The 13,518-nt window shown below is 65.4% G+C and carries 11 protein-coding genes; 4 read left to right on the top strand and 7 right to left on the bottom strand.

Features of this window, described 5'->3' with window-relative positions:
• Positions 1 to 71: 71 nt before the first annotated feature.
• Positions 72 to 1,496: an NAD(P)/FAD-dependent oxidoreductase gene (locus tag CFE42_RS15440; RefSeq protein ID WP_004628205.1), complete on the top strand. Its 1,425-nt coding sequence runs from the start codon at positions 72 to 74 to the stop codon at positions 1,494 to 1,496.
• 101 nt (positions 1,497 to 1,597) lie between these two features.
• Positions 1,598 to 2,488, top strand: coding sequence for a class III extradiol ring-cleavage dioxygenase (locus tag CFE42_RS15435; RefSeq protein WP_004628207.1), 891 nt, complete (start codon positions 1,598 to 1,600; stop codon positions 2,486 to 2,488).
• 31 nt (positions 2,489 to 2,519) lie between these two features.
• On the opposite strand, the gene CFE42_RS15430 is transcribed toward CFE42_RS15435, so the two are convergent.
• Entirely contained in the window at positions 2,520 to 3,548 is a 1,029-nt protein-coding gene (locus CFE42_RS15430; protein ID WP_004628208.1) for a D-2-hydroxyacid dehydrogenase family protein, read from the bottom strand.
• 426 nt (positions 3,549 to 3,974) lie between these two features.
• Here CFE42_RS15430 and CFE42_RS15425 point away from each other — a divergent pair, with 426 nt between their 5' ends.
• Both CFE42_RS15425 and CFE42_RS15420 read left to right on the top strand, forming a co-directional pair.
• Entirely contained in the window at positions 3,975 to 5,843 is a 1,869-nt protein-coding gene (locus CFE42_RS15425; protein ID WP_004628211.1) for a phosphoenolpyruvate carboxykinase (GTP), read from the top strand.
• Between the two features lie 865 nt (positions 5,844 to 6,708).
• A complete protein-coding gene (locus CFE42_RS15420; protein WP_037043759.1) occupies positions 6,709 to 7,545 on the top strand; it encodes a winged helix-turn-helix domain-containing protein in 837 nt (278 codons plus the stop codon).
• 127 nt (positions 7,546 to 7,672) lie between these two features.
• Here CFE42_RS15420 and otnI read toward each other — a convergent pair whose 3' ends face one another.
• The 6 genes from otnI to CFE42_RS15390 form a co-directional block, all read right to left on the bottom strand.
• Entirely contained in the window at positions 7,673 to 8,461 is a 789-nt protein-coding gene (gene otnI, locus CFE42_RS15415) for a 2-oxo-tetronate isomerase (protein WP_004628213.1), read from the bottom strand.
• A gap of 23 nt (positions 8,462 to 8,484) precedes the next feature.
• A complete protein-coding gene (locus CFE42_RS15410; protein WP_004628214.1) occupies positions 8,485 to 9,810 on the bottom strand; it encodes an MFS transporter in 1,326 nt (441 codons plus the stop codon).
• Positions 9,811 to 9,875: 65 nt separating this feature from the next.
• Positions 9,876 to 10,520: an aldolase gene (locus CFE42_RS15405; RefSeq protein ID WP_004628215.1), complete on the bottom strand. Its 645-nt coding sequence runs from the start codon at positions 10,518 to 10,520 to the stop codon at positions 9,876 to 9,878.
• The gene (otnK, locus tag CFE42_RS15400) at positions 10,517 to 11,830 is read right to left on the bottom strand and encodes a 3-oxo-tetronate kinase (RefSeq protein WP_004628216.1); all 1,314 of its coding nucleotides are present in this window, start codon (positions 11,828 to 11,830) and stop codon (positions 10,517 to 10,519) included. Before otnK ends, CFE42_RS15405 begins: the two co-directional genes overlap by 4 nt.
• Entirely contained in the window at positions 11,827 to 12,738 is a 912-nt protein-coding gene (ltnD, locus tag CFE42_RS15395) for an L-threonate dehydrogenase (RefSeq protein WP_004628217.1), read from the bottom strand. Before ltnD ends, otnK begins: the two co-directional genes overlap by 4 nt.
• A 15-nt stretch (positions 12,739 to 12,753) precedes the next feature.
• Positions 12,754 to 13,470: a FadR/GntR family transcriptional regulator gene (locus CFE42_RS15390; RefSeq protein ID WP_004628218.1), complete on the bottom strand. Its 717-nt coding sequence runs from the start codon at positions 13,468 to 13,470 to the stop codon at positions 12,754 to 12,756.
• Positions 13,471 to 13,518 lie beyond the last annotated feature (48 nt).

Raw genomic sequence — 13,518 nt, 5'->3', positions numbered from 1 at the left:
TTGCTGCACATGGCGCGCCCGCCGGCGTGCCGCCAAGGTCGTCCGGCCGATGCTTCTTCGACGGACACCTCATGCCCGCAAACCCTGCACATGCGTTTGACCTGATCGTGATCGGCGCCGGTTCGGCCGGGCTCGCGGCTGCGCGCCGATCTGCGGAACTTGGGGCCCGCACGCTGCTGATCGACCGCGCGCAAATCGGCGGCACCTGCGTCAACCGCGGATGCGTGCCCAAGAAACTGCTCGGCTACGGTGCCGCCTGGTCGCAGACGATGGCTCGGTGCTTGCGCGCCGCACACACCTCGGACGCCTGGGCCGATGCCATCGCCCGCACGCGCACCGAAGTCGCGCGGCTGCACGAAACGCATTTCGCCCGCCTGGCCGATGCCGGCGTGCAATGGCTGAGCGGCATGGCCTCGCTGCGCGGCCGCGGCATCGTCAGGGTGCAAGCCGAGTCCGGCAAGACCACGCTGCGTGCGCGCCAGATCGTGCTGGCTGCCGGCACCCGCCCCACGCCGCTTCCCGTACCCGGCGCGGAGCTGGCGTGCACGTCCGACGACGTGTTTGGTTGGGACACGCTGCCCGCATCGCTCATCATCGCGGGCGGCGGTGTCATCGCGGTGGAAATGGCGTCCACGTTGGCGCGCTTCGGCGTGCGGGTCACCGTGCTGACGCGCGATGCGCGCGTGCTGCCGGAATTTGATGCCACGGTGGCCGAGGCCGCCGCGCAGTCGCTGGCTGGCTGCGGCGTCGACCTGATCCTGAACACCGACGTCGTCCGCGTCGAACGCGATGCCGTGAACGGCGGCGGCGTGGCCGTATACGCGAGCACCGAGGGCAGCGACGTTCCGCGCGTGCTGCGCGCCCAGCGCATGCTGAGCGCCATCGGACGCACGTCGAACATCGCAGGCCTTGGCCTGGAGGCCGCAGGCGTCACGCTCGATGCGCACGGGCGCATTGCCGTCGACCGCCACTTCCGTACACGCGCCCGCGGCGTCCATGCAGTAGGGGACATCTGCGGCGGCAGCCCGCTGCAATTGACGCCCGTGGCCGTCGCGCAGGGCCGCTACGTGGCCGAACGCCTGTTCGGCAAAGGGATCAAGCTGCCTGACATGAACACCGTGCCGATGGCCGTGTTCTGCGATCCGGCCATCGCCAGCGTGGGCCTGACCGAGGCCGACGCGCGCACGCGCTGGCCCGAACTTGGCAAACGCGGGCCGGACACCGACAAACGCGCCCTGGCCGACCGCATCGACATCGTCGTCCGCCGCTTTGTCTCGCTGGAGCAGCGCTTTGCGGGCTCGGGCATGGAATCGCTGATCAAGCTGGTGTGCAACGCGCGCAGCGGCCGCGTGCTCGGCGCGCACATCGTCGACAACGCCGCGCCGGAGATCATCCAGGCGATGGCGGTGGCCGTGCGCATGGGCGTACGCCTCAAGCATCTGCAGTCGACCGTCGGCCTGCACCCGACGGTGGCGGAGGAATTGCTGGGCATGTAAGCGCACTCGTTCAATTTTCCTGATCCCGCCCTGCAAATCCATGCACGTTACAGGTGCTGCGTCGGCGCACAATGGCAGACACTTTCTTCAGGAAATTTGACATGCTCCCCGTGCTCTATCTGTCCCATGGATCGCCCATGCTGGCGGCCGATCCGGGCCCCGTCGGCAAGATGCTTGCGGCGCTCGGGCAAGAGATGGCAGCCCTCAAGCCGCGCGCCATCGTCGTGGTTTCACCGCACTGGATGACGCGCCGGCCGGCCGTCACTGCCCGCGCGCAGCAGGAGGCCTGGCACGACTTCGGCGGTTTCCCGCCGCAGCTCTACGCCCTGGAATACGCCCCGCCGGGCGCGCCCGACGTGGCAGAACGCATCCGTGCGCTGATCGACGGCAACATCGTCCCCGGGCTGGAAGAACAGGCCTCCACCGTGCTGGACCCGCGCCAGCCGCTGGACCACGGCGCGTGGGTGCCGCTGATGCTGATGCTTCCCGAGGCGAAGATCCCCGTCGTGCAGGTGTCGTTGATGCCGGGCTTGTCGCCGGCATGCCAGATGGCGATGGGGCGCACCCTCGCGCCGCTGCGCGACGAGGGTGTGCTCATCGTCGGCTCCGGCAGCTTCACGCACAACCTGCGCGCGCTGATGCGCGGCCCGGGCATGGCGCAGCACGGCGTGCCGGTCGAGCCTTGGGTGACGGCCTTCCGCGAATGGATGATCGAGACGATGACCGACGGCATCCGCAGCGGCGATTTCACCCGCTTCTGCGATTACCGCGCGCAAGCCCCGAACGCCGCCCACGCCCACCCGACCGACGAACACCTGATGCCGCTGTACGTGGCCCTGGGTGCCGCCATGGGCCAGCCGGGCCAAGCCACGCCGGGCGGCGTGCAGGCCCAGCACGTGGTCGACACAGTGACATACGGATCGTTGGCCATGGACAGCTTCCGCTTCGACGGCGCGGGCGCCAATCAGCCGCAGCTGCGCGCCGCGGCTTGATTAACGGAAACGACAGGTAGAACGACTGGCGTTATGCGCGGATCAGCGCAGGCGCCAGTGCCGTCGGATTGACCACGCTGTCGACGTTGCCCTGCAGAACATCGAGGATGTTCTGGAACGCGACGCTGAAGTACAGCTCGTAACCTTCGCGCTCGACATAGCCGATGTGCGGCGTGCAGATGCAGTTCTCCATGCGCAGCAGGGTGTGGCCCTGCAGGATGGGCTCCGTTTCAAACACGTCGATGGCGGCCATGCCAGGGCGCCCGCGGTTGAGCGACGTCACCAGGCCGTTTTCTTCCACCAGCTCGGCTCGGCTCGTGTTGACGAAGAGGGCGGTCGGCTTCATGCGCGTGAGGTCGGCCACCGTGACGATGCCGCGCGTTTCGTCGTTCAGGCGCAGGTGGACGGACAGCACATCGGACTGCTCGAACAGCGCGTCCTTCGAATCCGCTACGGCAAAACCATCGGCGCGGGCCCGCTCTTGCGAGCCTTCGCGGCCCCACACCAGCACATTCATGCCGAAAGCGCGGCCGTAGCCGGCCACGAGCTGGCCGATCTTGCCGTAGCCGAAGATGCCCAGCGTCTGGCCCTTCAGGACGCGGCCAATGCCAAAGTTGGGCGGCATCGTCGTGGATTTCAGCCCCGACTGCTGCCACGCGCCGTGCTTGAGGCTCGCCACGTATTGCGGAATACGACGCTGTGCGGCCATCACCAGCGCCCAGGTCAGCTCGGCCGGCGCCACCGGCGAGCCTTTCCCCTCCAGCACCACCACACCCTTGTCGGTGCAGGCATCCAGATCGATATGGCCGCCCGAGTCGCGCGATACGCGGCCCGTCTGGCTGATGATCTTGAGTTTGGGCAGGCGATCGAGCAACTGACGCGTCACGCGCGTGCGCTCCCGGATCAGCACAATGGCTTCAACGTCCGCCACGCGTGCGGCCAATTGCCCCACACCTTTGACGGTGTTGTTGAACACTTTGACTTCGTGGTCTTGCAGCAGGCTGAAGCAATCCAGCTTGCGAACAGCGTCTTGGTAGTCGTCCAGTACGGCAATCTTCATCGACATCTCACTTCGAACAATGGTGCGCAGCAAAAAACAGCGATCCCTCGCGGTGGTATTCTTCCCATCCCTCGTCGCACGACAATCCGTGTCGACGTTTGGAATTGCCCGCCGCGGGCACGCAATTTGCGCAGCCTCGCTGGTGACGAGTCCTTGTTCTACGGTCTGTTGACCTCGGTCCCGCCACTTTAGCGCACGCGGCCCTCGCTGCCCGGAAAAACCCACCTTCCGTCAGTGCACCGCTTTGTAACTGAATGTGAAATCAGCACGGCTCCCGTCCCTCCGCCTGCCTCACCTCTCCCTCTGGAAACCGCTGATCCGGCTCGCTTCCGATGCGCCGTCGATCGCTTTCCACCCCGCCGCTGGGCGCGGCCGCCGTGCTGATCCGACACCGATTTCTTTCTCACTTCCATTGGAGTTTTGGTCATGAATCAACCCGTGATGCAGGGCGTGCCCGCATTGAACGTGCCCGATTACGTGAAACACCCGCGCCTGACCGCGTGGGTGGGCGAGGTGGCGGCGCTCACCAAGCCGGAGCGCATCGTCTGGTGCGATGGTTCGCAAGAGGAATACGACCGCCTGTGCGCCGAGATGGTGACCGCCGGCACGATGAAGCAGCTCAACCCGGCCAAGCGCAAGAACTCGTACCTGGCGCTGTCGGACCCGTCGGACGTGGCACGCGTGGAAGACCGCACCTTCATCTGCTCACAGAAGAAGGAAGACGCCGGCCCCACCAACAACTGGACGGCCCCGGCCGAGATGCGCCAGACGCTGAACGGCCTGTTTGACGGCAGCATGCGCGGCCGCACGCTGTATGTGGTGCCGTTCTCGATGGGCCCGCTGGGCTCGCCGATCGCGCACATCGGCGTGGAGTTGTCGGACAGCCCGTACGTGGCCGTCAACATGCGCATCATGACCCGCATGGGTCGCGCGGTGTACGACGTGCTGGGCACTGACGGCGATTTCGTACCGTGCGTGCACACCGTCGGCAAGCCGCTCGCCGCCGGCGAAAAGGACGTGCCGTGGCCGTGCAACCCGACCAAGTACATCGTGCATTTCCCGGAAACGCGCGAAATCTGGTCGTTCGGCTCGGGCTACGGCGGCAATGCGCTGCTGGGCAAGAAATGCTTCGCGCTGCGGATCGCCTCCACCATGGGCCGCGACCAGGGCTGGCTGGCCGAGCACATGCTGATCCTGGGCGTGACGTCGCCGGAGGGCAAGACGTACCACGTGGCTGCGGCCTTCCCGTCGGCCTGCGGCAAGACCAACTTTGCGATGCTGATTCCGCCTGCAGGCCTGAACGGCTGGAAGGTGACGACCATCGGCGACGACATCGCCTGGATCAAGCCCCGCCAGGACGCCAACGGCAAGACGCGCCTGTACGCCATCAACCCGGAAGCCGGCTACTTTGGCGTGGCGCCGGGCACGAGCGAGAAGACCAACTTCAACGCGATGGCCACGCTCAAAGAGAACGTCATCTTCACCAACGTGGCCCTCACCGACGACGGCGACGTGTGGTGGGAAGGCATGACCGACACGCCGCCGGCGCACCTGATCGACTGGCAGGGTCAGGACTGGACGCCTGCGAGCGCCAAGGAAACCGGCCGCAAGGCAGCGCATCCGAACGCGCGTTTCACGGCGCCCGCCGCGCAATGCCCCTCGATCGATCCGGAATGGGACAACCCGGCCGGCGTACCCATTGATGCGTTCATCTTCGGCGGCCGCCGTTCGACCACCGTGCCGCTCGTTACCGAAGCGCGCGACTGGACCGAAGGCGTGTACATGGCCGCGACGATGGGCTCGGAAACCACCGCTGCCGCTGCCGGCCAGCAAGGCGTGGTGCGCCGCGACCCGTTCGCCATGCTGCCGTTCTGCGGCTACAACATGGCCGACTACTTCGCACACTGGCTCAAGGTTGGCGAGAAGCTGGCCGACAGCGGCGCAACGCTGCCGAAGATCTTCTGCGTGAACTGGTTCCGCAAGGATGAAAACGGCAAGTTCGTGTGGCCGGGCTTTGGCGAGAACATGCGCGTGCTCAAGTGGATGATCGATCGCATCGAAGGCCAGGCGCAGGGTGAGGAACACGTCTTTGGCGTGTCGCCGCGCTACGAAGAGCTGAGCTGGGACGGTCTGGACTTCACGGCGGAGCAGTTCGCCAAGGTGATCTCGCTGGACGCGGACGCCTGGAAGCAGGAACTGGCGCTACACGACGAGCTGTTCACGAAACTGGCGCACGGCCTTCCGCAAGCACTGCCCGATGCCAAGACCCGCCTGGAAGAACGCCTGGGCGGCTGACGCCCGCTGCCTCCTCGGCATCAGGATAAGAAAGCCCGCCTCGCGCGGGCTTTTTTGCGTCCGCCCACAACAGGTTGCCCAAACAACGAGCAGTAATCCTAAAGTTTTAAATCGCACGAATTACCCCTGCCACAAAACAGATCAATTGATTTTTAGCAAATCCGATTGTTTTGTAAAAAATACCGGCGCACACATGAAATCAATCATTATGCCGGCGCGAGCATAATCGTTATGCATTTATGCCAGACTTGAATCATTGCATGCATGGTATCCGCCAAGAACGTTGCTGGGCGTAGCTTTATGAAGAATGAATTTCAACCGCGCCATCCCAGTTCACGGGGAATTGAATGAATTTCGAAATTTTAGAGTTCCTGCGTGACGAATCCCTACGGGATTCTTATAATCCGGCAAAACGGAATCCTTTCTCTCTGAGCCAGAGGGGGGTTCATGACTAGAGGAAACGGGAAAGGGCGAACAAGCCTTATGCCAACGGAGGTGGGGGATCCCTGCTTCACCGGCGCTCGGGGGGGCGCCGGCTCGGATTGCGCGTAAGCGATACCGCACACTGTGCAAACGATTGCATGGTCCGGCACGCTGCGACTGGCACCGAGGGGCTTGCAGACCTTTCTCAGGACCACCCTGGACACCACCCAGGAGGCTCCGCTGGCGATCGTCGACGGGGACAGCAGCATGACGATGCGCGCAAGGCCAACGGCCGGGCAACAGCGCCCGCAAGAAAAGACATGCGAGCACAGGCGCAATTGCCCGCATGGCACTCATAACAACGCGCACCGCAGACAGCAGAGCGCAGCCGCAGGGCTGCTCGCCGGAGTGTGTCGGCTGGTTAGACGGGAGGTATTACAAAGTGGGTATTCAGATCTTGCTGGTCGAACACGACCAGGCAGAGGGGGAGCGTCTGTCGTTTTCCCTGCGTGATGGTGGACACGATGTTCAACGGGTCAGCCATCCGAGCCAGGCGCAGCCTGCCATCCTGGCCGCCATGCCGGAGCTGCTCCTAATGGAGTGGACGTGGCCCGAGCGCGAGTCGATCGACATGCTGCTGGCCTTGCGCGCCAACATGCAGACGCGCGACCTGCCGGTCATCGTGCTGTCCCGTCATGGCGATGCGCGCGCCAAGATTGCCGCGCTCGACGCCGGCGCCGACGACTACGTCGTCAAACCGTGTGACACGGGTGAGCTGCATGCCCGCATCCGCGCCGTACTGCGCCGCCGCGCGCCGCACCAGCATGGCGACGACATCCTGCAGGTCAACGGTCTGCGCCTCGATCCGCTCACGCTGGGTGTGACTGCCCAGACCGAAACCGGCCCCCGCGCCATTGCGCTCAGCCCGCTGGAATTCCGTCTGCTGCACTTTCTCGTCGCGCATCCGCAACGCGTGCATTCGCGCACGCAGCTACTGGACCGCGTATGGGGCAACCATGTTTTCGTGGGTGAGCGCACGGTGGATGTGCATGTGCGCAAACTGCGCGTGGCGCTGGCCGGTACGCCATGCGATGGCCTGATCCAGACCGTGCGCGGCGGCGGCTATCGGCTCGTGGCCGGCACTGGCGGCACGACGGCCGCGCATGCGGCCGAAGCGATCGGCATGCAACTGGAAGCCGCAACCCGCAAGGCCGAACTGCCGGCATACGGCCGCGTCCCCGCAACGCGCTCGCTCGGCCCCGCTCAATTGGGCGCCTGACGAGCCTCTCCGCCGGAATCGACCGCCGCTGGCGCATCGCGCAGCGGCGGTTTTCTTTTGCATCAGCGCTTGGCGATACGCACCTCTGCCCGGGCAGATTGCCGCCGCTCCTTCTTGTGGTGCAGCGTCAACGCTGGCTCTCACGCCAGCGCTTGAGCCAGCCGAGCCCTTCGCTGGTGCCGGCACGCGGCCGATATTCGCAGCCGACCCAGCCGTTGTAGCCGAGCGCATCGAGCAATGCAAATAGGTGTGGATAGTGCAGTTCGCCTTTGTCCGGTTCGTGGCGATCGGGCACACCAGCAATCTGCACGTGGCCCACACCATCGACGTACTGCTTGAGCTTGACCGACAGATCGCCCTCCATGATCTGCGCGTGATAGAGGTCGAACTGCACCTTGACGTTGGCCGCGCCGACTTCCTTGCACACCGCATGCGCCTGCGCCTGATATGTGAGGAAGAAGCCCGGCATGTCGCGCGTGTTGATGGGTTCCAGCACGATGGTGACGCCTGCGCCGGCAGCCTCGCGCGCAGCGTAGGCGACATTGCTCACGTAGGTGGCGTGATGGCGTGCGCGGTCTGCACCGGCGGGCAGCAGGCCGGCCATCACGTGCAGACGCGTGTTGCCGAGCACCTGCGCATACTCGAGCGCTGTCGCAATGCCGCGCTTGAACTCCTCTTCGCGACCGGGCAGCGAGGCGATGCCGCGCTCGCCGCCCGCCCAATCGCCCGGCGGCGCATTGAACAGCGCCTGCGTGAGACCTGTATCGTCAAGACGGGCGCGGATATCGGCCTTGTCGAAGTCGTAGGGAAAAAGGAACTCCACGCCCTCGAAGCCATCCTTTGCCGCAGCGGCAAAGCGGTCGAGGAACGCGTGCTCCTGGTACATCATGGACAGGTTGGCGGCAAAGCGCGGCATGACAGACCTCTGAATACGATTGCTTATTTATTGACCAGCTTCGGCGGCGTGCGCAACACGGCAATGCAGCCGAGCACCAGCACGCCCGCCAGCGCGTACATGCCGGCGGATGTGCTGCCCGTCATGTCCTTGAGCGCACCGATCATATAGGGACTCACGAAGCCGGCCAAGTTGCCGACGGAGTTGATGGCGGCAATGCCGGCCGCAGCAGCGGTGCCCTGCAGGAACGCCGTCGGCAGGGACCAGAACAGCGGCGCGCACGTCAGCACGCCCGCGGCGGCCAATGACAGGAACACGATCGACAGGGCCACGTTGTGACCCGCCGTTGCCACCACGGCAAAACCGACTGCGCCCATCAGCGCCGGCACAACCAGGTGCCAGCGGCGCTCGCGGCGTGCATCGGCGCTGCGGCCGATCAGCACCATGGTGATCGCCGCACATAGATACGGAATGGCGGAGAGCATGCCCACCATGAAGGTGTCTTTCACGCCGGCGCTCTTCACCAGCGTCGGCATCCAGAACGTCAAGCCGTATTGGCCCATGACGAAGGCGAAGTAGATCAGGCTCATCATCCACACGCGCGGATCGGAGAACACCTTGCCGATGCCGGGGTGCTCGGTCTTGCCTTTGTTGTCGGCCGCAATGTTGGCTTCGAGGATCTGCTTTTCGTCTTCCGACAGCCACTTGGCCTTGCGGATGCTGTCATCGAACTTCCAGAGCACCAGCAGCCCAACGAGCACGGCAGGGATGGCTTCGATCACGAACATCCACTGCCAGCCCTGCCAGCCGCCGGCTGCGCCCGCTCCGTGAAACGCACTCATGATCCAGCCCGACAGCGGGTTGCCGAAGATGCCCGAGATGGGAATGGCCGCCATGAACATCGCCACGATGCGCGCGCGGCGATGCGACGGATACCAGTACGTCAGGTACAGGATGATGCCGGGGTAGAAACCCGCTTCCGCCAAGCCCAGGAGGAAGCGCATCGCGTAGAACTGCGTGGGCGTCTGCACAAATGCAAACGCGCCCGAGATCAAACCCCACGTGATCATGATCCGCGCGATCCAGATACGCGCGCCGATCTTGTTCATCAGCAGGTTGCTCGGCACCTCGAAGAGAAAATAGCCGAGGAAGAAGATGCCGGCGCCCAGCCCGTACACCGTCTCGGAAAAATTCAGCGCCTGCGACATCTGCAGCTTCGCAAACCCGACGTTCACGCGGTCGAGATAGGCAACCACGTAGCACAGCATGATGAGCGGGACGATGCGGCGCGACACGCGCGCGTAGACACTGTCCTCTTTTGAAACGGCGTGCGAAGGCAACGCCGCCGTGGTGGCGGTCGAGGTGTTCATTTTGTCTCCGGTGTAAGTGTTATATGGGCCGAGCGGCGGGCACTACCGATCTGCTGCCGGTTGCTCTACCAACGGGCCCCGAACGTCAGGCGCAGTTCGTCGATCTGCGCGTCGGACAGCGGCGCCGGCTTGGGTTCGGTCATCAACCAAAGCCGTGCGGTTTCTTCCAGTTCTTCCAGCGCGTAAGCCGCAGTCGACACCGAGCCGTGCCACACCACGGGCCCCAGCCGGTCGAGCAGCACGGCGCGCACATCATTGGCCAGCGCGGCAATCCGCGCGGCCACATCCGGATGGCCCGGTCGCCGATACGCGATAAGCGGCACGTGGCCGACCTTCATCACGTAGTACGGCGTAATGGGCGGCAGCACGTCGGCTTCGTGCCAGACGCCCGCCAGCGTGAGCGCTACGAGATGCGTCGAATGCGTGTGCACCACGGCATGCGCCTCCGCATTGCGGTCGTAGATGCCGCGATGCAGGGCCAGCGTTTTCGACGGCTTGTCGCCGCTGACCCATTCGCCCGTCGCCAGCACCTTGGCGATACGTGCCGGGTCCAGCGTGCCGAGGCAGGCATCGGTGGGCGTGATGAGCCAGCCGTCAGGCAGGCGCGCGCTGATGTTGCCTGCCGTGCCGACGGTGTAACCGCGCGCATACAGGCTCTGTCCGACGCGGGTGATCTCTTCACGTAGCGCGCTTTCGTTCGTGGTGGTCATGCGATCGGCTCCGTGGTTGCGTGCGCCAGTTGCGCGAGCGCCTTCTCGAAGAAATCCACCGTGCCGAAGTTGCCGGACTTCAATGCCAGCGCAAGCGGATCGCTATCGATGGTGGCGGTCCAGGGCACACCGGGGTCGATCTGCGGACCGATGCGCAGCGCACGCACATCGAGCGCCTGCACCACCGCGCCCGAGGTCTCGCCGCCGGCCACCACGAAGCGGCGCACGCCATCGGCATGCAACGTGCGGGCGATGCGGCCCAGTGCGTCTTCCACCAACTTGCCCGCGCGCTCAACGCCCAGCGTCTGCTGCACGCGAGCCACTTGCTCCGGCGCACTGGTGGCGTATACCAGCACCGTCTGACCTGCATGGCGGTGCACGAAATCAAGCGCCTCGACCACCACCGGTTTGCCTTCGGCCAGCGCCAGCGGATCCACCTGGACCGCCGGACGCGATACACGCCAGTGCGCCACCTGCGCGTTCGTCGCACGTGAACAGCTGCCCGACAGCACGATCGCCGAATCGGCCACGATCGGCAGTTGCGCCGCGTTGCCGTGCGCGGTGATCAGCCCCGCGCGGCGATATTGCGCCGGCAGGCCAAGCGCCAGGCCCGAGCCGCCGGTGAGCAGCGGTAGATCGGCAAATGCCTCGCCCAGCACGATGAGGTCGTCGTTCGAAATGGCATCGGCAATTGCCAGCTTCACGCCGTCGGCGCGCAATTGCTGGGCCCGATCGCGAGCGGCCTGTGCGCCGCGCATGATGGTGTCGTAACGCAGCAGGCCGACTTTGCTCGCACTCTGGCGAGCCAGCACCGGCACGAGATTCGGATCGCGCATCGGCGTCAACGGATGGTGCTCCATGCCCGACGCGTTGAGCAGCACGTCGCCCACGAACAGATGGCCACGGAAGATCGTGCGGCCGTTCTCGGGAAATGCGGGACAGGCCAATGTGAAATCGGTACCCAGTTCGGCCATCAACGCCTCGGCCACAGGCCCGATGTTGCCGGCGTCGGTGGAATCGAAGGTCGAGCAGTACTTGAAGAAGAAGCGCGAACAGCCTTGCGCGCGCAGCCAGCGCAGTGCGCTCAGCGACTGCGCCACGGCATCGGCCGCGGCAATCGTGCGCGACTTGAGCGCAACGACGATGGCGTCGGCATCCGCCGCGATGGCCTCGCCGCCGGCCTGCGGCACACCGATGGTCTGCACCGTGCGCATGCCAGCGCGCACGAGCATGTTGGCGAGGTCGGTCGCACCGGTGAAGTCATCGGCGATGCAACCGAGGACCGGGCGGGACGTGGGCGCTGCGCTCATTTCGGTTGGCCCTCCGGCAATGTGATCCCCGGGAAGATCTTGATCACGGCCGAATCGTCTTCCTTCGCATAACCGGCCGTGGATGCCTGCATGAACATCTGATGCGCGGTAGCCGCCAGCGGCAGCGGGAATTTGGTCGCGCGCGCGGTATCGAGCACGAGCCCCAGATCCTTGACGAAGATGTCAACGGCGGACAGCGGCGTGTAGTCGCCGGCCAGCACGTGGGCCATGCGGTTTTCGAACATCCAGCTGTTGCCGGCGCTATGGGTGATGACTTCGTACAGCGCATCCGCTGCCACGCCTTCGCGCAGGCCCAGGGCCATGGCTTCGGCGGCGGCGGCAATGTGCACGCCGGCCAGCAGCTGGTTGATGATCTTGACCTTGCTGCCCGCGCCCGCCTTGTCGCCCAGGCGATAGACCTTGCCAGCCATGGCATCGAGCACGTCGCCCGCCGCCGCATACGCCTCGGGCGTGGCCGAGGTCATCATGGTCATCTGGCCCGATGCAGCCTTGGCCGCACCGCCGGAGATGGGGCCATCCACATACAGAATGCCCTGCTGCGCGAGGCGCGCCTCCAGCGCAATCGACCAGTTCGGGGCGACCGTGGAACACATGACAAACGTGCTGCCCGGTCGCATGGCGGCCGCTGCACCGGCCTCTCCGAACAGCACAGCTTCGGTCTGCGCGGCGTTGACCACCACCGATACCACCACGTCCACGCCCGCCGCCACCTCGGCAGGCGTCGCACAGGCCACGCCGCCTTCCTTGGCGAAATCTGCAGCGGCACCTGGGCGCGCATCGCAGGCATGCACGGTGTAGCCGTGATTGCGCAGGGTCTTGGCAATGCCCAGACCCATGGCGCCGAGTCCGATCACGCCAACCTTCCGGTCAGCCGCCGATTGCGTCATGAATGGCTCCTGAAATCAGTCTTGCGCTGCATCGCGGCCCTCGGCCAAGCGACGTGCGGCATTGAACATGTGGGTCTGCGCGGCATTGCGTGCAGCGAGTGCGTCTCGGTGGCGGATCGCTTCGACCATCGCGCGGTGCTCGTCGCGGACCTGGCGGGCGAAGTCTTCGCGGCGCGCTTCGTTGCTGCGCGTCACGCCGATCGCTTCCTCCAGGTATTGGCTGAAAAAGCCGAGTGCCTGCACGAGGAACGGATTGCCGCTGGCGGCCGCGATGGCGCGGTGAAAACGCAGGTCTTCGGTCACGCCGTCACCGCCGGCCGCCACCGCAGCGTCGATGCTGTCGAGTGCGGCGTCGATCTCGATCATCTCGGCGTCGGTGCGGCGCTGGGCCGCGAGGGCGGCGCCTTCAGCCTCCAGCGCACGGCGCAGTTCGATGATGTGCAGCACGGCATCGATCGAGCCGGCTTGCGCCGCGTCGATCCGCAGCGGCTTGAGGCCGGCCTGCTGCGTGACGTACACGCCGCTGCCCTGGCGCGCTTCGACCACGCCCTCGTGGCGCAAACGCGAGATGGCCTCGCGGATCACGGTTCGGCTCACACCGAATTCCTGCCCGAGCACGGTTTCGGACGGCATGCGTTCGCCGCGGCGCAGTTCGCCCGCGTCGATCTTGTCCATCAGGGTCTGGGCCACGCGGTCGGACAGGGAGGGCGCGGCGTCGAGTCGTTCAAACATGGTGGCAGGGATGTCTTGGCAAGCGTAAATTCGTCGTGTCATCATACA

It is taken from the genome of Ralstonia sp. PBBBR1 (assembly GCF_002256165.1).
Classification (GTDB): Bacteria; Pseudomonadota; Gammaproteobacteria; order Burkholderiales; family Burkholderiaceae; genus Ralstonia; species Ralstonia thomasii.
Note: the sequence above shows the minus strand (reverse complement) of the source record. Positions and strands in the feature narration are given on the sequence as shown.

Coding starts and splice junctions, on each gene's coding strand:
- CFE42_RS15440 (WP_004628205.1), top strand. CDS start 72: ATGCCCGCAAACCCTGCACATGCGTTTGACCTGATCGTGATCGGCGCC.
- CFE42_RS15435 (WP_004628207.1), top strand. CDS start 1,598: ATGCTCCCCGTGCTCTATCTGTCCCATGGATCGCCCATGCTGGCGGCC.
- CFE42_RS15430 (WP_004628208.1), bottom strand. CDS start 3,548: ATGAAGATTGCCGTACTGGACGACTACCAAGACGCTGTTCGCAAGCTG.
- CFE42_RS15425 (WP_004628211.1), top strand. CDS start 3,975: ATGAATCAACCCGTGATGCAGGGCGTGCCCGCATTGAACGTGCCCGAT.
- otnI (WP_004628213.1), bottom strand. CDS start 8,461: ATGCCGCGCTTTGCCGCCAACCTGTCCATGATGTACCAGGAGCACGCG.
- CFE42_RS15410 (WP_004628214.1), bottom strand. CDS start 9,810: ATGAACACCTCGACCGCCACCACGGCGGCGTTGCCTTCGCACGCCGTT.
- CFE42_RS15405 (WP_004628215.1), bottom strand. CDS start 10,520: ATGACCACCACGAACGAAAGCGCGCTACGTGAAGAGATCACCCGCGTC.
- otnK (WP_004628216.1), bottom strand. CDS start 11,830: ATGAGCGCAGCGCCCACGTCCCGCCCGGTCCTCGGTTGCATCGCCGAT.
- ltnD (WP_004628217.1), bottom strand. CDS start 12,738: ATGACGCAATCGGCGGCTGACCGGAAGGTTGGCGTGATCGGACTCGGC.
- CFE42_RS15390 (WP_004628218.1), bottom strand. CDS start 13,470: ATGTTTGAACGACTCGACGCCGCGCCCTCCCTGTCCGACCGCGTGGCC.